The sequence below is a fragment of the Streptomyces sp. 6-11-2 genome (genome assembly GCF_006540305.1).
Lineage (GTDB): Bacteria > Actinomycetota > Actinomycetes > Streptomycetales > Streptomycetaceae > Streptomyces.
The window spans coordinates 7,446,503-7,471,187 of the sequence record NZ_BJOR01000001.1 but is presented as its reverse complement, the minus strand read 5'-3'; the positions used below and the strand labels follow the sequence as shown (position 1 = coordinate 7,471,187).

Genomic DNA, 24,685 nt, shown 5'->3' with positions numbered 1-24,685 from the left:
GTGAACGGAGGCGACGCGGCGGGCCGGCTCGTTCGGCCGTTCACCCTGACCGGTGGACGGACCCGTCCCAGCCGCGCCGACTTCACCCTCATCACGATGGTGACGGCAGTGGATCCGCCGCCCGAGCGGGCCGTCCGGCTCCAGCCCGAACACGCACGGATCCTGAAGCGGTGCGCGGAGCCGATCACCGTGGCGGAGCTCGCCGCCCATCTCGATCTTCCGGTGAGCGTGGTGGTGATCATGCTCTGCGATCTGCTGGAGGCCGGACGGATCACCGTCAACCGGCCGTCCCCGGTCTCCCGCACCCCGGACCTGGACCTTCTGCAGAAAGTGAGGGACGGCCTTGGCCGGCTCTGACACCACCGCTCGGTCGTCTTCAGCCCCCGACACAGCGAAGATCCTGATCGCCGGGGGTTTCGGGGTCGGCAAGACCACCATGGTCGGGTCGGTCAGCGAGATCGCCCCGCTGCGCACCGAGGAACCGCTGACCGCCGCGGGCCTGGACGTCGACGACCTCCACGGCATCGAGCACAAGCAAGCCACCACCGTGGCCCTGGACTTCGGCCGGATCACGGTCAGCTCGGATCTCGTGCTGTACCTCTTCGGTACACCCGGTCAGCAGCGGTTCTGGTTCATGTGGAACGACCTGGCCGTGGGCGCGCTCGGCGCCGTCGTCCTGATCGACGTCCGCCGGCCGGAGACCAGCTTCGCCGCCATCGACTTCTTCGAGAACCGGGGCATCCCCTTCGTCGTCGGTGTCAACGGCTTCCATGGGCGGCACCCCTACCCGCCGGACGAGATCCGGGAGTCCCTGGCGCTGCCCGCACACGCCCAGGTACTGCTGTGCGACGCGCGTGACCGCGAGTCGTGCCGGGACGTTCTGATCGCCCTGGTCGACCAGTTGATCGCCTCGGCCACCGAGGCGGACGAGGCCCGGCCTCGTCCACTCCGGGGCGGCTGAGGTCCGGCGAGGCGGAGCGGCGGGCGACCACGGCTACGACCACGTAACGCCGCCTGGTCTTCCGGAGTCCTCCTTGGACCGACGACCGAGACACGGGTCACTTTGGCATACAGGCACTGGACGACATACCGACCAGTCGGCATGATGGTCGGTCACGTGCTGTCGTCTCGTCTCCCAGGAGCAATGATGAGCCCCGACCACCCGCCCGGACTCGATCTCGACCGGCTGCGCGGACTGCTCGACCGGGAGCGGCCAGGTCTGGTGCGGGGCCCTCTGACCGGCCGGCTGATCGAGGGCGGACGGTCGAACCTCACGTACACGGTCTCGGACGGCGCCTCGCGGTGGGTCGTGCGGCGCCCCCCGCTGGGCCATGTCCTGGCCACCGCGCACGACATGGGTCGCGAGCACCGGGTGATCAGCGCCCTGCACCCGACGGAGGTGCCGGTGCCGCGCCCGGTGCTGCTGTGCGAGGACGAGGACGTGCTCGGCGCGCCGTTCTACGTGATGGAGTTCGTCGAGGGCACCCCGTACCGCACCGCGGACCAGCTCGCCCCGCTGGGCGAGGAGCGCACTCGGAACGCGGTGCTGTCGCTGGTGGACACCCTCGTCGAGCTGCACGCCGTGGATCCGGCCGAAGTGGGCCTCGAGGGCTTCGGCCGCCCCGAGGGCTTCCTGGAGCGGCAGCTGCGACGCTGGGGCAAGCAGCTGGCGGCCTCCCGCAACCGCGAACTGGCCGGCGTCGACGAGCTGCACGCGGCGCTCGGGCGCGCGCTGCCCGTCTCCCCAGCCCCGGCCGTCGTGCACGGCGACTACCGCCTCGACAACGTGCTGCTCGGACCGGACGACCGGATCACGGCGGTCCTCGACTGGGAGATGTCCACGCTCGGCGACCCGCTGACCGACCTGGGCCTGCTGGTGATGTACAGCACGCCGCTGGGCATGCCCGACTCGCCGGTGTCCACCACCGCCGAGGCGCCGGGGCACCCGTCCGCGTCGGAGCTGGTCGAGCGGTACGCCGCGCGCTCGGGGCGGGACGTTTCGGCCGTGTCCTGGTACACGGCGTTCGCCTGGTTCAAGCTCGCCGTGATCCTGGAGGGCATCCACTACCGGTACACGCTCGGCCAGACGGTCGGGCGGGGCTTCGACCGCATCGGCGACCTCGTCCCCGTCTTCCTCGACCACGGACTGACGACTCTTCAGAAAGGCTGACCGGACATGGACTTCGCGTTCGACGCGCGCACCGAGGAGCTGCGTGCCAAGCTCCTGGCCTTCATGGACGAGTACGTGTACCCGGCCGAAGCGGTGGCCGAGGAGCAGCGGGCCGCGCTGTCCTCCCCGTGGGACACCCCGGCGGTGGTGGAGGAGCTGAAGGCGGAGGCGCGCAGGCAGGGCCTGTGGAACCTCTTCCTGCCGGACGCCGAGTACGGCGCCGGGCTGACCAACCTCCAGTACGCCCCGCTCGCCGAGGTCACCGGCCGCTCCCCGCACCTGGCACCCACCGCGCTGAACTGCGCGGCGCCCGACACGGGCAACATGGAGGTGCTCGCGCAGTTCGGCGACGAGTGGCAGAAGAAGCAGTGGCTCCAGCCGTTGCTCGCGGGCGAGATCCGTTCGGCGTTCGCGATGACCGAGCCGGAGGTGGCCTCCTCGGACGCCACCAACGTCACCACGCGCATCGAGCGCGCCTCCGACGGTTCGGACGAGTACGTCATCACCGGGCACAAGTGGTACATCTCCGGCGCGATGAACCCGGACTGCAAGATCTTCATCGTGATGGGCAAGACCGACCCGGACGGCCCGGACATCCGCCGCCAGCAGTCCATGGTGCTCGTGCCGCGCGACACGCCCGGCGTCACCGTCCGGCGCGCGATGCGGGTCTTCGGGTACGAGGACCACTCCCACGGCGGCCACGCCGAGGTGGTGTTCGACCACGCGCGCGTGCCCGCCTCCCACCTGATCGGCGACGAGGGAAGCGGCTTCGCCATCGCCCAGGCCCGGCTCGGACCGGGGCGCATCCACCACTGCATGCGGCTGATCGGCATGGCCGAGCGGGCGATCGAGCTGATGTGCCGGCGAGCCGTCTCCCGCACCGCCTTCGGTAAGGCACTGGCCCAGCAGGGCGTGGTCCACAACTGGATCGCGGACGCGCGGGTCACCGTCGAGCAGCTGCGGCTGCTGGTGCTGAAGACGGCCTGGCTGATGGACACCGTCGGCAACAAGGGGGCGCACACCGAGATCCAGGCCATCAAGATCGCCACACCCCGCGCCGTGGTCGGCATCCTCGACCGCGCGATCCAGCTGCACGGCGCGGGCGGTTTCAGCCAGGACCTCCCGCTCGCCGAGCTGTACGCGGGCGCGCGCACGCTGATGATCGCCGACGGGCCGGACGAGGTCCACCAGCGGTCGCTGGCACGGCGGGAGTTGAAGAAGTACCTGTGACCCGTGAGGTGAGCACCGGCGGCTCCTCCTCACCCTGACCACCGCGCGCAGAACGCGACTCCTGGCGCTGCCCCCAGCGCCAGGAGTCGCTTGTCAGGCGGTTTCGCTTGTGTCGCCGGTCCGTGACCGCATCAGAGCGGGGCGACCCAGGGGCGTTCCGGGAACCCCAGGACGCCGCCGGCCGCACCTCCTGACCTGGTGACCTGGTGACCTGGTGACCTGCCCAGAATCAACTACCGGTGATAGGTCGAAGAGGGCGCGTCCTGTCTGCCGAGCACTTCCATCGCCTGATGCTGCGTGTGTTCTGCTGCCAGTTGAGCCTCGGCGACGACGTCACCACGTTCGCGTATCAGATCGTCGTAGATCAGCAATTGGATCTGTTCAGTGGGACTGGGGGTCACAGTCGGTCCCTGCGCTTTCAGGCCCGGTTGAGCCGGGCTGCGATTCCGTGTCCGATCAGCAAATACATCACTGCGGGAAGACCATAATTAAGGACGACGCGTAGGCTCTCCGTGTCCATGGTGAAGATATCCTGCGACCACCAGGCCAGCCAGTCCGCCGTTCCCTGCACGAACTTGACGAATACATTCGCCTGGTTCGCGTCGAGCAGGAACAACAGGATCCACAGGGCCAGCAGACCTGCCGCGGTGTCGGCGATCGTGCAGATTGTCAGCGCCGCGCGCCGTCCAGCCGCCTGGCGGCGCACGGAGCCGTCCGGGCCTGTGGGCCGGTGGTACGCGGGGTATCCGGAAGCCGGATCTGTGTTGCTCACAAGAAATTCCGATCTGGGGAGGTGTTGTGTTGGCGCGGTCGCCCGGAGCATTGAAATTCAGTCCGGGGTGTCGCCCGCTTCTCTTTTCTTCTGCGTCTTGCCGACGCGGTCGCGTTACACCTCGATCGCGATGCCACATCCATGGCCGCCTTTCCGGCACTTACCCAAATGTTCAGGCGCGGCGGAACATTTGAGGATGGCACGGCAGAAGCACCGGCACGATCGGGTGCGGGGCCACCCCGGGCGCGGCAGCACGCTGACGCTCTGGCGTCCCGGAAGCCGGGCTCGTCCGCGTCCGGTGTTCGGGCCGGGACCCGACCGGGTCATCGCAGACGGCTACTTCAACCGAGATCGAGGGTCTGGTCAACTTGGGAGCGGCAGGGCTCGGGAGGGGTGTTACCGTCGGCAGCCAAGCATCGGCAGTTCCGGCCGGCCATTCGGCCACGCGGCCTGCCGCACTTCCGCAAGCTCCGTCAGTTCAACTGCCGTCACTGCTCCGACGGTCGGCACGAGCGAGGCCGGTCAGGTATCTGAGCAGGCCCAGGGTTGCGGCGGCGAGGAGCCCGCCGACGGCTGACCGGGCGGTGCTTCCCAGGGTGGAGTCCGCGGCCGTCAACCCCACCGCATAGAGGCTGAGCAGCGCCAGGGTGGTGAAGGAGAGGACGGCCACAAGTGCTTTGGCCAGTCGAGAGCCGGTCATCGCGGTTCCTCCGGTGCTGCTCGTGGGTCTCGAGGCCCTGTCAGGCCTCACCGGTGGACCTTGAGGAGTTCGGCGTCTGTTTCGCCGGGCCTCGGCGCGCATCATCATATGTGGATCATTTCGATCGCGCTGTTTGAACGCGCCTGACTGCCGTGCCGCCGACCAAGCGCGCCACAGGTACTGGGCGACTACATGTGATCAGAAAGCAGCACCCGAGCCACGGCCCGCGCCCAGCCGCAGTCGCGTGGCTTCCCGGGCGGCCGCAGGTCAGAGTTGGGGCTCCCGGGCCACCCAGCCCCGTTCGTACGCGTGCCAGCCCAGTTGGAGCCGGGTCGACACTCCGGTCAGTTCCATCAGGCCCTTCACCCGCCGCTGCACGGTCCGCAGACCCAGGTCCAGTTGCTTCGCCACGCTCGCGTCCGTCAACCCGGCCAGCAGCAGCGACAGGACCTCCAGGTCCATGGCGTCCGGCCCGTTGGACTCCTCCTCCTCCGGCCGGCCGCTCCCGCCGAGCCGGATCGGCATCGCCTCCCGCCACACCGCCTCGAACAGACCCATCAGGGACTCCAGCAGTCCGGAGGCGTGGACGACCAGGGCCGCGGGCTCCGCGCCCCGGCCGGTCAGAGGCACCATCGCCAGGGCCCCGTCGGCGACGACCAGCTTGGTGGGCACCCGGTCGACGACCCGGCAGTGCTCGTCACGGCTCAGGGCCGCCGACAGCTCCGTGATCCCGGACGGCAGTGAGAGCACCTCGCGCTCCACCACCACCCGGTACGACACCCCGCGCGTGGCGGCCCGCTCCTCGGCCTCGTTCTCCATACCGCTCACCGCGACCGGCTTCCCGGTGACCAGGGCGCACACCTCGCTGGTCGCCCCCAGTTGCAACTGGAAGAAGCGGTGCGCCACCGCGCGCGCACCCGTCACCACCTCGACCAGGTCGTGCACGGCGGAATCGGTCGCCTCCGCCCGGTACTCCTCGGCGAGCATCGCCGCCGCCAGTTCGGCCTGCTCCAGTTCATGGCGTTGCTGGGTCAGCAGGGCTCCCAGCGCCACCGCGGGCAGCGCCGCCACCCAGCGGTCGACGCGGGACGAGGACTGGGCGGCCAGACCGGTCTGTTCCAGCCGGCGCAGGGCCCGTTCGGTGTCCGGCTCGGGGAGCGCCAGCCGGTGGGCGAGGTCGGAGACCTCCGCGGCGCCCACCGCCACGAGGGCGCGGTACACCGACTCCTGTATCTCGTCGAGGCCTATGGCTCCCAGCATCCCTCGCTCCCCTCCCGGAAGTCCTGACTCCGCACGTCGTCGGTGTCCTCGGGCTTCCGGCCGCGGCGAAAAGCGGCCACGGCGTAAACCCGCCGTGGTCATCATCCCTGCATCACCCGTCGCTCTGCCAATGTGGCGCCACGGCGGTACCGACAACTTCCGTAATGCCGCTGTTGGTTCAGAGTTAACCGGTTTTACTTAGGGAGAGCGATGCGTCCGATATCGCGCACGGCGCTGGGGGCGGCCACCGCCGCCGTCCTGGCCGTCACCGCGATCGCACCGTCCGCGGCTGCGCCGCAGGACGACCCGACCGCGAAGAGACCACTGACCGGCAGCACGACCGCTGCCAAGGCAGGCACACCGGTCACCGTCACCCTGGTCACCGGCGACAAGGTCCTGGTACGCACGGACGGTTCGGGGGCCGCGTCGGTCACCGCACTGCCCCGCGAGGACGGCTCCGTGCCCCTCCTGCAGACCCGGCAGTCCGGCAAGGACCTCTACGTCTACCCCAACACCGCCGCTCGGGCGCTGGCCGCGGGCAAGGTCGATGAGGAACTCTTCAATGTCACGGGACTCATACGGCAGGGCTACGACGACGCGCACACCACCGCGCTGCCGCTGATCGCCGTCTACGGCGACGCCGCGGGCCGCACCGAGCCCGCCACGCCGCGCGGCGCGAAGCGCGGCCCCGAACTGGACGCCATCGACGGCGTCGCGCTGAAGACGGACAAGGCGAAGACCGCCGACTTCTGGGCGGACATCACCAACACCCGTTCCCGTTCCGCCTCCGGTCTGAAGAAGATCTGGCTCGACCGCAAGGTCCAGGCCACCCTCGACCGGTCCACCAAGCAGATCGGCGCCGATCTCGCCTGGGCCGCCGGATACACGGGCAAGGGCACCAAGGTCGCCGTACTCGACACGGGCGCCGACGCGGAACACCCCGACCTCAAGGGGCGGATCACCGCCTCGGAGAACTTCACCGACTCCAGCAGCACCGACGACCGGCAGGGCCACGGCACCCACACCATCTCCACCGTCGGCGGCTCCGGTGCCGCGAGCGACGGCAAGAAGAAGGGTGTCGCCCCCGACGCCGATCTGCTCAACGGCAAGGTCCTCAACGACAGTGGCTACGGCGCCGAATCCTGGATCATCGCCGGAATGCAGTGGGCCGTCGACCAGAAGGCCGACGTCGTCTCCATGAGCCTCGGCAGCCCGGAGCCGACCGACTGCACCGACCCGATGAGCGTCGCTGCCGAGAAACTCGCCCGGAGCAAGGACACGCTGTTCGTCGTCGCGGCAGGCAATTCGGGCCCGACCCTCAACACCGTCTCCTCGCCCGGCTGCGCCCCGAGCGTGCTGACCGTCGGCGCCGTCGACCGCGACGACTCCACCGCCTGGTTCTCCAGCCTCGGGCCCGTGGTCGGCGCGCACACCCTCAAGCCGGAGATCGCCGCCCCCGGCGTCGGTATCTCCGCCGCGGCCGCAGGAGGCCGGGGCCTCTACGCCTACCAGTCGATGTCCGGTACGTCGATGGCCACCCCGCATGTGGCGGGAGCCGCCGCCCTCGTGAAGCAGCGTCACCCGGACTGGACCGCGCAGCAGGTCAAGACCGCTCTGGTGTCGTCCGCGAAGAGCGACATCCCCGGCGATGTGCGCGAGACCGGCGCCGGCCGTCTCGACGTGAAGGCCGCCATCGACACCACCGTCGTGGGCGCTCCCGCCGTCCAGGCCGGCACCTTCGCATGGCCGCAGAACAAGGGCGACCGCACCACCGTCGACCTCCCCTACACCAACTCCGGTACCAAGCCGGTGAAGCTGTCGCTGAAGGTCCAGGGCGTCACCGGCAACGACGGCTCCGAGGTCCGCTCCCCCGTCGCCGCGCTCGACGCGAACACCGTCACCGTCCCGGCCGGGGCCACCGCGAAGGTCCCGCTGCGCATCGACCCGGCCGCGAACCTGAAGGCCGCCCAGTACGGCGACGTCACCGGGCGCGTACTCGCCACCGGCCCGGACGGTGTGAAGGTCTCCACCCCGTTCTCCCTGTATGTCGAGCCGGAGACCGTCACCCTGCGCGTCAAGCTGATCGACCGCGCCGGCAAGCCCGCCACGGGCTCCTCCTCGCTGGACGTCATCGGCACCGATGCCTCCAGCGGTGAGCGCCGCTACAACGCCGGTGCCGCCGAGCAGGTCTACCAGGTCCGCCCCGGCGCGTACTTCGTCTCCGGCTTCGTCATCACGCAGGACGCCGCGGACGCCACGGGCAGCATGACCGAGTCCGTCGGCTACCTCGCCCGGCCCCAGGTCGACGTCGCCAAGGACACCACCCTGGTGCTCGACGCCCGCAAGGCGCACCGGCTCCAGGTGGAGACCGCGGACCGCGCCTCCGAGAGCCGCTCCACGACCCTGTCCTTCGGCCGTACCTGGGACGGGACCTGGCTGCACTCCGGCTCCATCACCGGAAACCGGAGCGTCCGGACCTACCTGGCGGACGTGCAGGGCAAGGCGCGCGACGGCGACTTCGAGTTCGCCAGCCTCTGGCGCGCGTACGCCCCGCAGATCGAGCAGTTGTCGGTCGTCGGCGGTGCCGAACTGCACCCGAGGGTGGCGAGCACCGGTTCCGTCAACCTCGACGGAACGGGCGAGGCCGCGCTGGTCGACGCGGGCACCGGCACCCCCGATGAGCTGAGGGCCGCGGGCGTCGCCGGGAAGATCGTGCTGGTCGAGGCCGGCGACGACGGCTACCTGTACAACCTGGCACGTGACGCGAAGGCCGCGGGCGCGAAGGCGGTCATCGCCCACCGCCGCGCCGCGGGCCCCTGGCAGCCGTCGATCGGCTTCGGCCAGGCGCCGGTGCCCTCGCTCGGCATCGAGGCGGACGAGGCCGCTCAGCTGAAGGCCGCCCTGGCCAAGGGCCCGGTGACGCTGCGCTGGAAGGCCACCGCCGTCAGCCCGTTCGTCTACAACCTCGCCTTCCCCGAGACCGGCCCGGTCACCTCGGACCGCACCTACCAGGTCCGGGACAAGAAGCTCGGCACGGTCACCGCGACGTACGAGGCGATGGGCGCCGCGGCGGACTACGTCGACACGATGATCATGGGTCGGCCGTACGGCGGGGTGTTCTCCGCCGCCACCGACTCCGTCGCCGTCCCCGGCAAGCGCACCGAGTACTACTCGGCGGGCGACACCGCCTGGACCCGCTACCTCTCCTCCAGCTTCCCCTGGGGCGAGCTCATGGCCGACCAGGCGCGCACGTACACCGCCGGCTCGAAGCGGGCGGAGAACTGGTACCGGGGCATCCCGGCCCCGACCGCTCCGCGCGACGCCGACGGCAAGCTGCAGCTGGCCGCCGAACGGCAGGACAACATGATCGGCGTGGCACCCGCCTTCTGGGGCGACACCGAGCACATGGGCATCCAGGGCTCCTTCGGGGACATCGGGGGCATGAAGCTCACCAGCGGTGGCAGGGTGATCGGCGAGACCGGGTGGCCGTCCGGGGTGTTCACGGTCCCGGCCGAGGACGCCGCGTACGAACTCTCCCTGGAGACCATGAAGTTCGGGTCGCCCGCCGCCGTGTGGAAGCGGTCCACCCACACCCAGACGGTGTGGAAGTTCCGCTCGCACCGGGACGAGAACGCCTACTCCCAGGGCATTCCGCTGCTCTTCCCGAACTACGACCTGGACGCGGACGGGCTCAAGACCCTTCCGGCGAAGGACGGTCAGACGATCGGCCTGAGCGTCACCGGTCACGCGGGCTACGCGCCCGGCGAGTTGGTCGCCGCCAGGGTCTCGTACTCCTACGACGGCGGTACGACCTGGACCGAGGGCACCACCTCGCAGAGCGGTGGCCGCTGGACCGCGACGGTGAACCACGCGGGCGCGGCCGGCAAGCCGGTCACGCTGAAGACCGAACTGACGGACTCCAACGGCAACTCCGTCATCCAGACCGTGACCGACGCGTACGCCGTGCGCTGATCACGATCACATCCTGACCGGTCCGCCGGGCGGCTTTCCCGTGGGGGGAGTCCGTCCGGCGGGCCGTTTTCCTCGTCGGCCTCGGCGACGCCACCGGTGGGAGCGGGTCGCGCCCAGCCGATGCGGTTCAGTCGATGCAGCCGGTCAGACGCTCGTAGGTGTGGTGGGCGTCCGACAGGAACTCCTCGGCGCCGGCTGCTCCCTCGCAGCGGACGACCTGCCAGGCGCAGCCATGTCCCAGCCGTCGCAGCAAGGCCTCCAAAGCTGCGTCGTCGCAGTGCCAGGCCTGCAGTCCCGGCAGGTCCGTGATCTCCTCGAAGCGCGGATCGCGGGCTGTCACGCAGACGACTTCGTCGACGGGCTGTCCGTCCACGCTGGCGTGGAGCAGGGCGACCGGCCGGGCCCGTACGGTGCCCGGCAGCGCCGGTTCCTCCATCAGGACCAGCACGTCGGCCGGTTCCCCGTTCGGGGTCAGGCTGTCGCCGACGAACCCCTCTCCGACCGGAAACCCGTCGAGCACAGGGTGGGCCGACGGCCAGGCTGCCGGCCCCGGCTCGTGGTCTGGTGCGACGCGGGAGCCCACGGTCGCTTCCACCTGCACGGTGACCTCCATCATGGCGACCTCCAGTCCTTGCGGATCAGGTACCGGGCAGAGGCCATCAGCGGTGCACGTCCGCGATCGAAGGCGAGCCTCATCGCCTTCCACCATGGTGGGACGCGGGCCTGGATCCCGTCAAAGGGACTGTCCTTGGACCGCCTGAGGAATCGTGAACCACAGGGCCGCGCGACTGGCCGTGCGCACCACCTGCGGGGCGGTCGGCCGGCCGTACCCGACCCTCCGTCCGCCGACGACGTCGGTGGGCCAGCGCACACGCAGGGCGATGCGTCGGAGGCCGACAGCCACGGCCTCGGGAGCTATGGCTCCGGACCGATGGCCGACCCGGTTGCGCCCCCTGCCGCCGCGGTGTGCCGGGAAGAAGGACCGATGCATGCGCAGGGCGCGAACCACTACGCCATCGGGCTGGTGACCGCCGTGCTGACCGGAAGACCGTCCGCAAGCCCAGGCCCGCTGACGTACGCCGTCCGGCGCAGCTCGGGCCGACCGCTCGACCGGTCCGGCGCCGCCGGCCTCGGCGCCCGCGTCGACGAACTCTCCGCCGGAAACCAATGCCGCCAAAGCGCGCTGGAGCAGGCCCGGGCCCGCGACGGGGAACCGGCCGGCCGGCTCCGAGAAGCCCGGCACGACCTTGTCGGCGCCCTGACCAGCATCCGCGGATGATCACCAAATCGGGTGGTGACCTGCGTGGTTGCGCGTTCCTTCAGGAGGCCTGCCTCATGCTGAGGAGGCCGCGAGACAAGATCACGGAAAGGGTTCGGCCCATGACCACGACGGTGCAGGACATCATCACCACCAAGCTGGAGCGTCAATTCGACAGCATCGACGCGAACCACGACGGCTATCTCGACTGGTCGGACTACCAGAAACTCGCGGACCGCTACATCCAGGCCTACCGGCTCGACAAGGACGACCGCCGGGCCAGGGCACTCCAGATCTTCTGCCAGATCTACTGGCTGGAGCTGCTGCGTCACGCGGGTGTGGACGGGGACCGGCTCACGAAGGAGCAGTTCGTCACGGCCAACCGTCTCGCGGTCATCGACACCAGCCGCCTCAACGTGACCGAGGGCGGCGGCCATGCGATCTTCGACGTCATCGACGTCAACGGCGACAACGAGATCAGCAAGGACGAGTTCGCCCGCTTCCTGAGGGACGTCTGGAAGAGCGACGCGCCCGACGCGATGGACAGCTTCACCAAGCTGGACGTCGACGGGGACGGTGCGATCTCGCGCTACGAATTCATCCGCGCGGTGCGTGAGCACTTCCTCTCGAACGACCCGGACGCACCCGGCAGCATGTTCTTCGGGCACGTCTGACCCACCCGGCTTCCGGGCGGTCAGTCACCGCCCCGGAGCCTCCCACGGCCGCCCCTGGAGTCCGGTCCCGGCGGGCGGCCGTCGCCATGCGCACATCCTCCCGTCGAGTCGTCGTAGGCACGAGCCTCCGCGGGCATCACCTGCGTGTGGCACGCGGCCACCCGCGCTGTAGCCGGACAGCCGCGGCTGCGCCACGGTGGATGAGCGGGCTGCGCGCCGCCCATGCCATTTCAGGTTGTGAACAAGGTGAGGCAGGTGAGGTGCCCATGGCCACCCTCGACATCCGCGACCTGCACTGTTCGGTCCACACCGACGCAGGGCCTCGCGAGATCCTGCATGGCGTCGACCTGGCCGTACGGCAGGGCGAGACCCACGCCATCATGGGCCCCAACGGCTCCGGCAAGACCACCCTCGCCTACGCGCTCGCCGGGCACCCGAAATATCTGGTCACCTCCGGCAGCGTCACCCTGGACGGCGAGGACGTCCTCGCGATGAAGGTCGACGAGCGGGCGCGGGCCGGGATCTTCCTCGCGATGCAGTACCCCGTCGAGGTCCCCGGCGTATCCATGTCCAACTTCCTGCGCTCCGCCGCCACCGCCGTCCGCGGCGAGGCCCCCAGGCTGCGCGCCTGGCTCAAGGAGGTGCGCGAGGCGATGGAACGCCTCCAGATCGATCCCGCCTTCGCCGAGCGCAACGTCAACGAGGGCTTCTCCGGAGGGGAGAAGAAGCGCCACGAGATCCTCCAGCTCGAACTGCTCAAGCCGAAGATCGCGATCCTGGACGAGACCGACTCCGGTCTGGACGTCGACGCGCTGCGCGTCGTCGCCGAGGGCGTCAACCGCGTCCAGGTCACGGGACAGGTCGCCACCCTGCTGATCACGCACTACACACGCATCCTGCGCTACGTCCGCCCCGACCACGTCCACGTCTTCGCCGACGGTCGCATCGCCGACTCCGGAGGCCCCGAACTCGCCGACCGGCTGGAGGACGAAGGCTATGAGGCATACGTGAAGGGCACGGCGCGAGACTGAACGGCCCATCCAGCCGTGTGCCCGCGGCGGTGGCCCCGGAAGGGGGCAACCCCGGCGACCCAGCGCACGGCATCGGCGGTCCCGGCGCTGGCCCGTGCCGGCCCTCTACTGGAAGTCTGCGAAGACCGCTCGTACGGTGAACAGGAGACGGACGGTGGTGGGGCCCACCGCCAACCGCGGCCACGTCGCCGCCGACGGTCTCTGCCGACAGGTGGGGAGACGTGGAATGACCGCACTCACCACCCGAAGCAGGGGCACTTCGCCGCCCGCCTAGCCGCCGGACGGACCCGTCGTTGTGATCAACGGCCCGCGCATCGTCCGCCGCTCCGACCTGCCCCGGCCAACCGCCGGGGACGCCCCGGTCGCCCTGCTCGGGCCTCTGGCCGGCAGACGCCGCGCACCGACGTCCGCGAGGTCCACGCCGTGCGCGGCGTCTCCCCGGTAACCCACCGGGGCGAGGCGATCGGCACAAGGAGGCGGAAATGCCCGACCGGCTGGTGGTCCACGGGGCGCGGGAGCACAACCTGCGCGACATCGATCTCGACCTGCCCCGCGACAGCCTGATCGTCTTCACCGGGCTGTCCGGCTCCGGCAAGTCCAGCCTGGCCTTCGACACGATCTTCGCGGAGGGGCAGCGGCGCTACGTCGAGTCCCTGTCCGCGTACGCGCGCCAGTTCCTCGGCCAACTCGACCGGCCGGACGTGGACTTCATCGAAGGCCTGTCCCCGGCGGTGTCGATCGACCAGAAGACCACCACCCGCAACCCGCGCTCCACGGTAGGTACGATCACCGAGGTTTACGACCACCTGCGGTTGTTGTACGCCCGTGCGGGCGTCCCGCACTGCCCTACCTGCGGCGCGCGCGTCGACCGGCGGACCCCGCAGCAGATCGTCGACCAGATCCTCGCCCTGCCCGTCGGCACCCGCTTCCAGGTCCTCGCCCCTTTGGTCCGTGGCCGCAAGGGCGAGTACAACGAACTGTTCAGCAACCTGCGCGGCCAGGGCTTCTCGCGGGTGCGGGTCGACGGAGCGGTGCACCGGCTCACCGAGACGCCGGCCCTGACGAAGCAGCGCCGGCACCGCATCGAGTGCGTGGTCGACCGGCTGGCCGTCAAGCCGGGCGTCGCACGCCGCCTCACCGATTCGGTGGCAACCGGCCTGCGGCTGGCCGAGGGGCAGGTGATCGTCGAGTTCCTCGACGAGCCGGAGGAGTCGGCGGTCCGGGAACGGATCTTCAGCGAGTATCTGGCCTGTCCCAACAGTCATCCGCTGACGGTGACGGAGCTGGAGCCGCGGACGTTCTCGTTCAACTCGCCCTACGGGGCCTGCCCGCGCTGCACCGGACTGGGCGTACGCACCGAGGTCGACCAGGACCTGGTGGTGCCGGACGACACGCTGTCCCTGGCCGACGGGGCGATCGCGCCGTGGGCGGGCCGGCAGACCGAATACTTCCAACGGCTGCTGGAGTCCGTGGCCGTCGCCTGCGACCTGCCGCTGGACACGCCATGGCGAAGGCTGTCGGCCGGGCAGCGCACGGTGGTGCTGTACGGCACGGACGAGCCGGTCCACATCAGCTACCACAACCGGTTCGGCCGGGAGCGCAGCTACTGGACGCGGTACGAAGGTGTGATCCCGTTCCTGGAACGCCGCGTCGCCGAGGCCGACTCGGACTCGGCCTACGGCCGCAGGCGGTACGAGGGCTACCTGCGGGAGGCCCCGTGTCCCGCCTGCCAGGGCACCCGGCTCAAGCCGGAGATCCTCGCGGTCACCCTCGAACACCGCGAGCTGGGCGAGCGGTCCATCGCCCAGGTGGCGGCCCTGTCCGTACGGGACTGCGCGGACTTCCTGGCCGGACTCGTGCTGGACCGTCGCCGGCGCCTGATCGTCGGCCGGGTCCTGAAGGAGCTTCAGGCGCGATTGGGCTTCCTGCTCTCCGTCGGCCTGGACTACCTGGCGCTGGACCGGGCCGCGGCCACCCTGTCGGGCGGGGAGGCGCAGCGCACCCGGCTGGCCACACAGATCGGCTCCGGCCTGACCGGGATGCTGTACGTGCTGGACGAGCCGACCATCGGGCTCCACGCACGCGACCACCAGCGCCTGCTGGACACCCTGCTGAGACTGCGCGACCTGGACAACACGTTGATCGTCGTCGAGCACGACGAGGACACGATCCGGGCCGCCGACTGGATCGTCGACCTCGGCCCCGGTGCCGGCGAGCACGGAGGCCGCGTCGTGCACAGTGGCCCGCTCCCCCAACTCCTGGCGGGCGAACGGTCGCTGACCGGGGCCTACTTGTCCGGGCACAGGCAGATCCGCGTTCCTCCGGTACGCCGCCCGGCCTCGCCCGACCGGCAGCTGACGGTGGTCGGCGCCCGGGAGCACAACCTGTGCGGCATCGACGTGTCCTTCCCGCTCGGCTGCCTGATCGCGGTCACCGGCGTGTCCGGCTCCGGCAAGTCCACGCTCGTGAACGACATCCTCCACCCGGCCCTCGCCCGTCACCTGCACGGCGGCCGCACCGTACCGGGGCATCACCGCAGGCTGCTCGGCGCCGATCTGGTGGACGCCGTCGTCCACGTCGACCAGTCACCGATCGGCCGCACCCCGCGCTCCAACCCGGCCACCTACACCGGTGTGTGGGACCCCATCCGCAAGCTGTTCGCCGCCACCACCGAGGCGAAGGTCCGCGGCTGGCAGGCCGGACGGTTCTCCTTCAACGTCAAGGGCGGCCGCTGCGAGGCGTGCGCGGGTGAGGGCACCCTCCGTATCGAGATGAACTTCCTGCCCGACGTGTACGTCCCCTGCGAGGTCTGTCACGGCACCCGCTACAACCGTGAAACCCTCGAGGTGCGCTACAAGGGCAGGAACGTCGCCGAAGTGCTGGACATGCCGATCGAGCAGGCCGCCGAGTTCTTCCACCCCAGTACCTCGATCCACCGGCACCTGCGCACTCTGGTCGACGTGGGCCTCGGCTACGTACGCCTCGGCCAGCCCGCTCCGACCCTGTCGGGCGGCGAGGCCCAACGCGTCAAGCTCGCCGCCGAACTGCACAAGCGGTTCACCGGCCACACGCTGTACATCCTCGACGAGCCCACCACCGGCCTGCATGTCCACGACATCGCCAAGCTCCTCGATGTGCTCGGCCACCTGGTCGACAAGGGCAACACGGCCGTCGTCATCGAACACAACCTGGACGTGATCAAGACCGCGGACTGGGTCATCGACCTCGGCCCCGAAGGGGGCATGGCCGGCGGGCGGGTCGTCACCGAGGGCACCCCCGAACACGTGGTCACCGTGGAGCACAGCCACACCGGCCGCGCGCTGCGCCACGTGCTTCCGCCTCGGCAGCCTGTACGGCGGCAGACGGCCAGGACGCGATCGGCCACGGCAGGCGTCTGGCAGTAGGCGGTGCTCCGGCGCACCATGGAGGTGGGCGATGAGGCTCGCCCTCGACCGCACGTCCCGTGCTGATGGCCTCTGGGAACACCAGCCGCCGCCCGGCGGCCCGGCCACGGAGGCATCGGGGATGTACGTGTACACGATGCGCAAGGCCCGCATGGCCCATGGTGACAAGGTCATTCTCGACGACGTCACCCTCGCCTTCCTCCCCGGCGCCAAGATCGGCGTGGTCGGGCCGAACGGCATGGGCAAGTCGACCGTTCTGCGGATCATGGCCGGACTCGAGCGGCCGACCCACGGTGACGCGTTCCCAGCGCCCGGGACCAGCGTCGGCATCCTGGAGCAGGAGCCACGGCTCGACGACACCACCACCGTCCAGGTCAATGTCGATCAGGGCGTGGCGGAGATCCGCGGCATGCTGCGTCGCTACGAGGAGGTCACCGGCCGCCTCGGCGAGACCGAGGGCGACGAGACGCAGCGGCTTCTGGACGAACTCGGCGGCCTTCAGGAAGCCCTGGACCACGCCGGTGCCTGGGACCTCGACTCCCGCCTGGAGCAGGCCATGGACGCCCTGCGCTGCCCTCCGCCCGACACCCCCGTGCGCGAACTCTCCGGCGGTGAGCGGCGCCGCGTCGCGCTGTGCCGGCTGCTGCTGTCCCAGCCCGGCCTGCTCCTGCTGGACGAGCCCACCAACCACCTGGACGCCGAATCCGTGGCCTGGCTGGAACAGCACCTCGCGGACTACCCCGGCACGGTCGTCGCCGTCACCCACGACCGCTACTTCCTGGACAACGTCGCCCAGTGGATTCTGGAGATCGACCGCGGCCACGCCTACCCCTATGAAGGCAACTACTCCACCTACCTCCAGGCCAAGGCGGCCCGCCTGCGGGTCGAGGGCCGCAAGGACGCCAAACGCCAGAAGCGGCTGGCCGAGGAGCTGGCGTGGATACGCTCCGGCGCCAAGGGGCGGCAGGCCAGGTCCAAGGCACGCGTGCAGCGTTACGAGGAACTGGCGAACGAGGCTGCCAGGACGCGCAAGCTGGACTTCGAGGAGATCCAGATCCCGCCCGGTCCGCGCCTGGGCAGCCTGGTCCTGGAGGCCGACCACGTCGCCAAGGGCTACGGCGACCGGCTGCTGATGGAGGACCTGTCGTTCTCCCTGCCGCGCGGCGGCCTGGTCGGGGTGCTCGGCCCCAACGGCGTCGGCAAGACGACCCTGTTCCGGATGATCGTCGGCGAGGAGCGGCCCGACACGGGCACACTGCGGATCGGCGACACGGTGCAGATCTCCTACGTCGACCAGAACCGCGCTGGACTGGACCCCGGCAAGGCGGTGTGGGAAGCCGTCTCGGGCGGCCTGGACCACATCCACGTCGGCAGCATCGACATGCCCTCACGCGCCTACGTCGCCGCCTTCGGCTTCAAGGGCGCCGACCAGCAAAAACCGGTGGGCGTGATGTCCGGCGGCGAACGCAACCGGCTCAACCTCGCGCTCACCCTCAAGCAGGGCGGGAACCTGCTGCTGCTGGACGAGCCGACCAACGACCTCGACGTGGAGACGCTGGCGTCACTGGAGAACGCACTGCTCGACTTCCCGGGCTGCGCGGTCATCACCGCGCACGACCGCTGGTTCCTCGACCGCATCGCCACCCACGTCCTCGCCTGGGAGGGCGGCGCCCACTGGTTCTGGTTCGAGGGCAACTTCGCCGACTACGAGGCCAACAAGCTCGAACGGCTGGGTCCGGAGGCGGCCCGGCCGCACCGGGTCACCCGCCGCCGCCTGGTCCGCGGCTGACGACCGCGATCGACTGGAGCCCCGCAATGACAGAACTCGATCGCGAGGCGGTCGCCGCGATCCGCATGGCCCGGATCACCGTCCTCAACGCGAAATGGCACATCTGCGAGGAGCAGGCCGTGGAACGGTTGGCCCGGGTGTACGGCCTGGCCTGTACCCCGCTGTTCCCCGGACACCCGGTCATCCAGGTCGTCGCCTGCGACGGACGGCTCCTCGGCCGGGCCCGACGGCACCACGGCGGCCATACTGCCCGCTGGGTCGCCGTCCCGGTGGGCAGCGCCCGCGAGACCGGCACCTACCGCACCCTGCACGGAGCCGCCCGCGCGCTGGCCCGCCACCACGGCATACGCCGCCACCGGGTCACCGACTGCCGCGCCTTCGTCGGCAGTGCCACGGCCACTGTGCCCTCGCCTTGGTTCACCTGACGAGGGCGGGGCGCGACTCCCCGCGTGCCCGGCTCACACCGAACCCCCGGTTCCGCTGCCACTTCTCCGAGGACGTCGGGCAGAGCGAACTCCTCGCCGGATGGATCCGCCGCAACCTGCCGGGTACCGCCGGCCGGGAACGCGCCCGCGCTCACCTGACGGGCGAGGCTGCCTCCCTCGTCCTCCTGCAGGTCGGCCGCGTCCGGGCCGACCTGCAGGAACGGCTCACGGAGAGCCTTCGTCAGGACCTCTGAGCGACTCCGCCGGGGCCGTGGCCGTTGCCCGGAGGGCCTACGCGGATCGTGCGGAAGTAGTCGTAGGACACGTGGGCGGTGCGGACCGGGTCGGGCTGCTGGTCCCTCTCGATGATGTAGTGGTGATGGGGCAGCTGCCGCAGGTTGGCGAGAATGCCGGCGAAGTCGATCTCGCCCTCTCCCAGGTCGGTCTCGATGTTGTTCCACGGTGCGCCGTCCTTGACGTGCAGCATCGGGAACCGCTTCTCGTACGACCTGAGGTAGGGGGCCGGGTCCGCGCCTGCCCGCAGGATCCAGTAGAGGTCCATCTCGAACCAGACCAGATCCGGGTCGGTCTCCTCCAGCCATACGTCGAAGAGAGTCTGGCCGGTCTGCGGATCCGCGTGGAACTCGTTGTCGTGCAGGTGGGCGTACCAGCGCAGTCCACGGGCCCGGGCAGCCTCGCCCCACTGGTTCATCTCCCGCGCCATCGCGCGGTAGCCCTGGGCGGTCTGCGCACCGTCCATGTAGGAGACGCCGACGTACTCCTGTCCGAGCGCCATGGCGTTGTCGAAGGTCTGCTGCGCGCGGGCGCCCCGGAAGTCGCCGGGATTGTGGTGACTGCCGATCACCCGCAGCCCGTTCGCATCGGCGATCCTCCGGAACCGCTCGGCACTGCGGCCGCCGTAGGTGTAGGCGGGCTCGATCTCGGCGTAGCCCGCGTCGGCGATCATCTCGAGTGTGCCCTCGGGATCGACGGCGAGCATGTCGCGCACGGTGTAGAGCTGGAGACCGATACGGCCTGCCGGAACTCGTCTGCCCGCTCCGGGAGACGGAGCCGCCTGCGCCGACCAGGCCTGCGATCCGACGGCCAGAACGGCGGCGGAGACCGCTGCTCCACGGAGGAATTGACGGCGACCGTGTGACTTTCCTTGAGCGGAGTTCATCTTTGTCCCTCTCTCAGCGAAAGTTGAGAGGATGCTAGGGACATATCAACCGCTTACACAAGGTCTTTGACATCGCCCGCTCATAAGTCGCGGTGGGCTCACTGCGTGCGCAGCTGACCGTCAGTGATGCCCAGGTGCTCAGGACCTGACGGTCAGCGGGCCAACCGCCCCGTACGAGACGTCACTCCGCCTCGCTTCGCGGTCGGCGGCGGCGGACGTCGCGGACCAACTGCCAGACGGTGGTGACTTGCAGCAGGCATGCCAGCGCGACCAACCATGCCGGCTCATCTCCAGCCAGATACGCCTGCAACGCACCGATGACGAACATGAGGCAGACCAGAGCGCCCAAAGCCGATACAGCCAAGCTGACTCGATCGATCATCTGAAAATTGTCATGGACCAGTCGCCTCGATGCCAAATCCGCACTCCAGCCCAGAGCGCGGCACATGACGTCCTCGCCTGTATCGCCGGCGACAGCAGTGAGGCATGCTCGGCACTGACCGCTTCGGTCATCGGTGAGCACGTGTGAACCGCGGCCGGGCAACGTCGCCGGGCCCTGGCGGCGTTGCCCGTCCGGGGGTCAGATCCGTGTGGCAAGCGGGACGGTGATCTGCTTCATCCAGTTGCCGGTCGCGAAGTCACGTGCCTTGATGACGACGCGGTCGCGGTACACGTCCACCTGGAGTCCCTGGTTGAAGTGACCGGGGACCGTGACCTCGCCGCCCTGACCGTTGTCGGCGAAACCGGTCTGCACCGCACCGGTGTTGATCACCGAGAAGCCGTCGAGGTTGGCGGTGCCGGGCACGATCCGGCGCACGTACCAGTCGGACAGGGTCAGGTCCCAGTGGGTGTGGCCGCTGAAGAGGAACACATCGCGGTAACGCCCGAGGAGGCCGAGGAGGCGGTCGGGCTGGAGGTAGTCGCTCGTGTAGATCTTGCTGCGGGTACCGGAGACGGTGTTGGGCAGCGGATGGTGGGTGATCACCATGACCGGCTTGCGGCGCCGCGACCAGTACTGCAGTCGGTCCTCGAGCCACTGGAACTGCGCCTCGCTGATCCACACCTCGTCCCACAGGGAGTTGTCGTGGTACTTCATGTAGCGCTCGGTGCCGATGGTCAGGACCGGGATGCCGCCGAACGTCGTCTCGGCATAGATCGTGGACCGTTTGGCGAAGTTGTAGAAGCTGCGGAAGAGGGATTCCTCGGTGGTGCCGTTGGGCCAGGTGCTCTGGGCGAGGGTGTCCGGGTCGGCCCACTTGGGGACGTAGAACTCGTGGTTGCCGATGGCCCAGGCGACCTCACGCGGCTTCGGGCCCTGGTCCAGGATCTTCTGCACCTCGGCGTATTCGAAGTCGTAGCCGCGCGGGGTGATGTCCCCGGCGACGGCCATGCCCGAGGAGTGCGGGTTGGTGGCCTTGATGTCCTTGAGCGCTTCGGCGAAGTCGCCGAGGTCGCCCTGAATGTCGCTGATGACGTTGAACGTGGTGACAAGCCCGCCACCGCCACCGTTACCGCCGGCGGCCGGCGCGGCCTCGGCGGGCACCTGGGCGAGGCCTCCGAGCACCAGGGCTCCTGCGGTGGCGCCCAGCAGGGATCTGCGTTCCACGGTCTTTCCTTTCGGCTGACGCGCGGGACACGGGACACCAGTCCCACGCGATGGACTAGACCCGTTATCCATACGCGATCAAGCGGGCAGGCAGGTGAACGCCCCTCGACATTTCGCCCGTTGCCGCCAGTCACGCGGATCCGGCCGAGGTCGGGGTGGTGGGGCACCACGGCCACGACGTCGAGGTCGAGTTCACCGATCGAGTTCCGGAACAGCAGGTCGCTCAGGCAGTGCGCGAACTTACTCACCATGATGAGGGCCGACGGCCGGCGCGCGCTGTCGGTGAGCTGCCAGGTCATGTCGGATTCGCCGGCGACAAGCCCGACCCTCCGCCGCAGGGCGTCCAGGTCGAGGACCGTGCCGTCGGCGTGGGCGAACTCGACCCGCATGAGGGCCCTGCGCGCCGAATCCGGTGGGATGTGCGACCCGAGTCAGGACAGACGGGCCAGCCAGGCCTGCCGCCAGGCCTCGGTGCTGTCGAGGTCGTTGAACGTGAACACGTGGAAGCCCTGCAGGCGGTTGCCGGACATGCCGAAGGCGGGCGTCAGCCGCTCGATCAGCTTGTTCGGGCTGTAGCCCCCGGGCAGGAAGAAGCGCCAGAGCATGTTCTGCTGCTTCTTCAGGAAGCGGGCCGACTGGCCCAGGCCGAGCCCGGCCGAGACACGGATCAGCTTCTGGCGGCTGATCGCGCCGGGAATGCCGACCCGGACGGGCAGATCGACCCCGGATGCCTGCGCTGTGCGTGCCCAACGGATCGTGGTGTCGGCATCGAAGCACAACTGGGTGATGACATGGCTCGCGTAAGGCGCCTTGGCTTGGAGCGCCTTCTCGATCAGCTCGTCGCTGATTCTGCCGTGCCCCTCGGGGTAGCCACCGATCCCGATGGACGCGAAAGTCCGCCCGACGGACTGAAGGCCCTCAAGCAGGCTCAGTGCGTCCGGGAAGGCACCGGCCGGTTCGGGGGCGTCGCCGGCGATGACGAAGAGCCGATCGACACCGGAGTCCCGCAGTCGCGACACGATGTCGGTGAGGTGTGCCTCATCACGCACCAGGCGCGCCGCTATGTGTGGGGCGACGCTGTAGCCGTGCCCGCTGAGCCGAGCGGCCAGCCCGATCGTGGGCCCCAGGCCTTTGGCCTCGGTCGTCGTCACCGTGAGCGCCACGTCCTTCGGGACATGGGCCAGTACCTTCACCTCCGCGCTTTTGAACGGCAGGATCTCGTACGAGGCGTTCCGCAGCGCGTCCGCCAACGCCGCTTTCGCCGGGCGGGCGAAGAAGCCGCCGGCGGTTCGGGAGGCCGGGTCCTGCGCGGTTCTCGCGGGCGTCATCACATGCTCCGTTGGTTGGTGCGGCGAAGTGGACATGAAGGGGCTGCGCGACCCTGCCTTCTTTGCGTGTGCCTGTGCGTGCGGCGCATTCCGTGCAGGTCTGGCTCAGAAGCTCCCGCAACGCTGGAAGTCCACACCTCACGGCGGCTCACGCGGATGACTTCATCCACCCTCGGCGACCGTCGCGACCGGACCGGGACATGTGACGTAGAAGAAAGCAACATAGGGGCAATGCGGGCGTAGCGGACATTCGCAGCCCGGATGTTCCGTGGGGCTGCCGAGGCGGACTCTAATTCCTTTGCCGCGCCGAACGCGAAACCGCAGGATGCCAGCGCCGATCACGTCAGAGGTGACCGTTGGATCACCTAACGTTTGGCAGCAGTGATGTCGACGCACCGTGCCGGAAGGAAGGCTGTGGGCACCTACCGACAGACCATCGTGGACTTGGACGCCTCAGCGGAAGAGGCCGTCGCGTGGGGCCGACGCGGCAGGAGTTGGCTGGAGGCGGAAGGGTTCATCCGCCCGGTGCCGTGGCGGGGCGGTGTGGCCCATCTGGCCGGACCGCGGTGGAGGGAGGCCGCCGATCCAGTTTCTTGGGACTGGCGTGCCAGGATCAAGGAGTTGGAGGAGGAGCCGGGCGACGAGCTGCGGGTCATCACGGGGCGTACGGTCTTCGTCGCCGGTCAGGGCGATTCGCCTGCCGCGGTCTGCCCTCGCTGTCAGAGCGCCACCTCCGCGTGGTCCGGCGCGGTCATCGACACCTGGTGCGCCACGGGCGCCGCCGACCTCGACTGCCCGGCTTGAAGATCACGGTCTGCGGCTCATGTGTCAGCAGCCCCAATCCTTGTCGAGATCGAGCTGCTCACGGCGCTGGGTGAAGGAGAACCAGTTGCCGGAATCGTCACGGAAGATGGCCTCGGTGCCGTACGGCCGTTCCTGCGGCTCCTGCAGGAACTCCACGCCGCGCGCCTTCATCGCCCGGTAGTCGGCATGGATGTCGTCGGTGGCGAATACGCCCGCGCCCAGTACGCCCTTGGCGATCAGCTTCTTCAGTTCCTCGGCGGACTCGGGGTCGAGCGCGGGCGGGCCCGGGACCATCAGCGTGAGTTCGAGATCCGGCTGGTCTTTGGCGCCGACGGTGAGCCAGCGCATCCCGGCCTCGCCCATCGTCATGTCGACACGGACCTCGAGCCCCAGCTTCTCGGTGTAGAACGCCCTGGCCCGGTCGTGGTCGAGGACCCAGACGTTGGCGATCGACAAACCCTTGATCATGGTTGACTCCCTGTGCTCGGCGGGGCGCCACTCACCCACGCGTCGCAACCAACGTAGTCACCGCCGCCTCACGGGGCTTCTCCAAAGTTGCGCTCTTCGGTGCCGCGCTCCACTAGTCCCTTGAAACTTCCGTGCCAGAGCAGCGCATAACACCCGGGAATCAGCGCCGCTCCCTGCCCGATATGCCGGGCACGGTACTCACTCGGGGTGAGGCCGGTGTGCTTCTTGAAGCTCGACGAGAAGGATCCCAGGCTGGTGAAGCCCACCAGCGTGCAGATCTCGGTGACCGACAGGTCGGCGGTGCGCAGCAGGTCCTCCGCGCGCTCGATGCGGCGGCGGCTCAGATACTGCCCCGGTGTCTGCCCGTACACATCCCGGAAGACGCGGACGAAGTGGTAGCGCGAGTACCCGGCGTGTGCGGCGAGCGCGTCCAGGTCGATGGGTTCGGCCCAATCACGGTCCATGGCGTCCTTGGCCAGACGGAGCCGCCGCACCTGCGAAAGCTGGGCGTCGGACGGCGAGGCCGGCGTGGTACTCACCCGGCGATGGTGACACATCCCCCCATGCCCGCCCCGCACGGGCTGATTCACAGGTCGACCACCGGCACTGCGTGC

24 protein-coding genes and 1 riboswitch are annotated in these 24,685 nt (G+C 69.5%); of the genes, 13 read left to right on the top strand and 11 right to left on the bottom strand.

The features are described from left to right. The 4 genes from TNCT6_RS33540 (at nt 1) to TNCT6_RS33525 (ending at nt 3,400) form a co-directional block, all read left to right on the top strand. A complete protein-coding gene (locus TNCT6_RS33540; protein WP_141365118.1) occupies nt 1-357 on the top strand; it encodes a DUF742 domain-containing protein in 357 nt (118 codons plus the stop codon). Then, entirely contained in the window at nt 344-961 is a 618-nt protein-coding gene (locus TNCT6_RS33535) for an ATP/GTP-binding protein (protein ID WP_141365117.1), read from the top strand. The genes TNCT6_RS33540 and TNCT6_RS33535 overlap by 14 nt, the downstream gene beginning before the upstream one ends. A gap of 186 nt (nt 962-1,147) precedes the next feature. Further along, nucleotides 1,148-2,170 carry a phosphotransferase family protein gene (locus TNCT6_RS33530; protein WP_141365115.1) on the top strand — a complete coding sequence of 341 codons (1,023 nt, stop codon included), beginning with the start codon at nt 1,148-1,150 and terminating at the stop codon, nt 2,168-2,170. 6 nt (nt 2,171-2,176) lie between these two features. Beyond that, nucleotides 2,177-3,400 carry an acyl-CoA dehydrogenase family protein gene (locus TNCT6_RS33525; protein WP_141365113.1) on the top strand — a complete coding sequence of 408 codons (1,224 nt, stop codon included), beginning with the start codon at nt 2,177-2,179 and terminating at the stop codon, nt 3,398-3,400. 233 nt (nt 3,401-3,633) lie between these two features. Here TNCT6_RS33525 and TNCT6_RS40200 read toward each other — a convergent pair whose 3' ends face one another. The 4 genes from TNCT6_RS40200 to TNCT6_RS33510 all read right to left on the bottom strand — a co-directional run bounded on the left by TNCT6_RS40200 (nt 3,634) and on the right by TNCT6_RS33510 (nt 6,132). Then, entirely contained in the window at nt 3,634-3,801 is a 168-nt protein-coding gene (locus tag TNCT6_RS40200; RefSeq protein WP_172632749.1) for a hypothetical protein, read from the bottom strand. 17 nt (nt 3,802-3,818) lie between these two features. Next, nucleotides 3,819-4,172 carry a hypothetical protein gene (locus TNCT6_RS33520; protein WP_141365111.1) on the bottom strand — a complete coding sequence of 118 codons (354 nt, stop codon included), beginning with the start codon at nt 4,170-4,172 and terminating at the stop codon, nt 3,819-3,821. A gap of 478 nt (nt 4,173-4,650) precedes the next feature. Then, nucleotides 4,651-4,872 carry a hypothetical protein gene (locus TNCT6_RS33515; RefSeq protein ID WP_141365109.1) on the bottom strand — a complete coding sequence of 74 codons (222 nt, stop codon included), beginning with the start codon at nt 4,870-4,872 and terminating at the stop codon, nt 4,651-4,653. A 267-nt stretch (nt 4,873-5,139) separates the two neighbouring features. Further along, nucleotides 5,140-6,132, bottom strand: coding sequence for a LuxR family transcriptional regulator (locus TNCT6_RS33510; RefSeq protein WP_141365107.1), 993 nt, complete (start codon nt 6,130-6,132; stop codon nt 5,140-5,142). Nucleotides 6,133-6,342: 210 nt separating this feature from the next. Here TNCT6_RS33510 and TNCT6_RS33505 point away from each other — a divergent pair, with 210 nt between their 5' ends. After that, nucleotides 6,343-10,104 carry a S8 family serine peptidase gene (locus TNCT6_RS33505; RefSeq protein ID WP_141365105.1) on the top strand — a complete coding sequence of 1,254 codons (3,762 nt, stop codon included), beginning with the start codon at nt 6,343-6,345 and terminating at the stop codon, nt 10,102-10,104. A 127-nt stretch (nt 10,105-10,231) separates the two neighbouring features. On the opposite strand, the gene TNCT6_RS33500 is transcribed toward TNCT6_RS33505, so the two are convergent. Continuing rightward, nucleotides 10,232-10,720: an inorganic diphosphatase gene (locus TNCT6_RS33500; protein ID WP_253266314.1), complete on the bottom strand. Its 489-nt coding sequence runs from the start codon at nt 10,718-10,720 to the stop codon at nt 10,232-10,234. A 369-nt stretch (nt 10,721-11,089) separates the two neighbouring features. Here TNCT6_RS33500 and TNCT6_RS33495 point away from each other — a divergent pair, with 369 nt between their 5' ends. The 7 genes from TNCT6_RS33495 (at nt 11,090) to TNCT6_RS33465 (ending at nt 18,939) form a co-directional block, all read left to right on the top strand. After that, nucleotides 11,090-11,383, top strand: coding sequence for a hypothetical protein (locus TNCT6_RS33495; protein WP_141365103.1), 294 nt, complete (start codon nt 11,090-11,092; stop codon nt 11,381-11,383). A 101-nt stretch (nt 11,384-11,484) separates the two neighbouring features. After that, nucleotides 11,485-12,036 carry an EF-hand domain-containing protein gene (locus tag TNCT6_RS33490; protein WP_141365101.1) on the top strand — a complete coding sequence of 184 codons (552 nt, stop codon included), beginning with the start codon at nt 11,485-11,487 and terminating at the stop codon, nt 12,034-12,036. A gap of 266 nt (nt 12,037-12,302) precedes the next feature. Next, nucleotides 12,303-13,067 carry a Fe-S cluster assembly ATPase SufC gene (gene sufC, locus TNCT6_RS33485; RefSeq protein WP_141365099.1) on the top strand — a complete coding sequence of 255 codons (765 nt, stop codon included), beginning with the start codon at nt 12,303-12,305 and terminating at the stop codon, nt 13,065-13,067. 482 nt (nt 13,068-13,549) lie between these two features. After that, nucleotides 13,550-16,471 (top strand): excinuclease ABC subunit UvrA, encoded by a 2,922-nt coding sequence (uvrA, locus tag TNCT6_RS33480; RefSeq protein ID WP_141365097.1) that lies wholly within the window; start codon nt 13,550-13,552, stop codon nt 16,469-16,471. Between the two features lie 18 nt (nt 16,472-16,489). Beyond that, a riboswitch (Fluoride riboswitch) is annotated at nt 16,490-16,553 on the top strand. Nucleotides 16,554-16,592: 39 nt separating this feature from the next. Next, complete coding sequence (ettA, locus tag TNCT6_RS33475) at nt 16,593-18,260, top strand: energy-dependent translational throttle protein EttA (RefSeq protein WP_141367043.1); 1,668 nt, start codon at nt 16,593-16,595, stop codon at nt 18,258-18,260. A 26-nt stretch (nt 18,261-18,286) separates the two neighbouring features. Continuing rightward, nucleotides 18,287-18,685, top strand: coding sequence for a hypothetical protein (locus TNCT6_RS33470; RefSeq protein WP_141365095.1), 399 nt, complete (start codon nt 18,287-18,289; stop codon nt 18,683-18,685). Next, complete coding sequence (locus TNCT6_RS33465; protein ID WP_141365094.1) at nt 18,673-18,939, top strand: hypothetical protein; 267 nt, start codon at nt 18,673-18,675, stop codon at nt 18,937-18,939. Before TNCT6_RS33470 ends, TNCT6_RS33465 begins: the two co-directional genes overlap by 13 nt. Here TNCT6_RS33465 and TNCT6_RS33460 read toward each other — a convergent pair. The 4 genes from TNCT6_RS33460 to TNCT6_RS33445 all read right to left on the bottom strand — a co-directional run bounded on the left by TNCT6_RS33460 (nt 18,927) and on the right by TNCT6_RS33445 (nt 22,799). Then, nucleotides 18,927-19,685 (bottom strand): sugar phosphate isomerase/epimerase, encoded by a 759-nt coding sequence (locus TNCT6_RS33460; RefSeq protein WP_172633135.1) that lies wholly within the window; start codon nt 19,683-19,685, stop codon nt 18,927-18,929. The two genes, TNCT6_RS33465 and TNCT6_RS33460, sit on opposite strands and share 13 nt — an antisense overlap. A 361-nt stretch (nt 19,686-20,046) precedes the next feature. Then, nucleotides 20,047-20,247 (bottom strand): hypothetical protein, encoded by a 201-nt coding sequence (locus TNCT6_RS33455; protein ID WP_141365092.1) that lies wholly within the window; start codon nt 20,245-20,247, stop codon nt 20,047-20,049. 198 nt (nt 20,248-20,445) lie between these two features. Then, on the bottom strand, nt 20,446-21,471 hold the full coding sequence (locus tag TNCT6_RS33450; RefSeq protein WP_141365090.1) for a metallophosphoesterase: 1,026 nt from the start codon (nt 21,469-21,471) through the stop codon (nt 20,446-20,448). A 431-nt stretch (nt 21,472-21,902) separates the two neighbouring features. After that, a complete protein-coding gene (locus TNCT6_RS33445) occupies nt 21,903-22,799 on the bottom strand; it encodes a methylenetetrahydrofolate reductase (protein WP_141365088.1) in 897 nt (298 codons plus the stop codon). A 414-nt stretch (nt 22,800-23,213) separates the two neighbouring features. Between TNCT6_RS33445 and TNCT6_RS33440 the strand changes: the two genes are divergently transcribed. Then, nucleotides 23,214-23,603, top strand: coding sequence for a hypothetical protein (locus TNCT6_RS33440; RefSeq protein WP_141365086.1), 390 nt, complete (start codon nt 23,214-23,216; stop codon nt 23,601-23,603). 24 nt (nt 23,604-23,627) lie between these two features. On the opposite strand, the gene TNCT6_RS33435 is transcribed toward TNCT6_RS33440, so the two are convergent. Further along, nucleotides 23,628-24,071, bottom strand: coding sequence for a VOC family protein (locus tag TNCT6_RS33435; protein WP_141365084.1), 444 nt, complete (start codon nt 24,069-24,071; stop codon nt 23,628-23,630). Nucleotides 24,072-24,139: 68 nt separating this feature from the next. Further along, nucleotides 24,140-24,535: a helix-turn-helix transcriptional regulator gene (locus TNCT6_RS33430; protein WP_216372864.1), complete on the bottom strand. Its 396-nt coding sequence runs from the start codon at nt 24,533-24,535 to the stop codon at nt 24,140-24,142. Nucleotides 24,536-24,685: the final 150 nt, after the last annotated feature.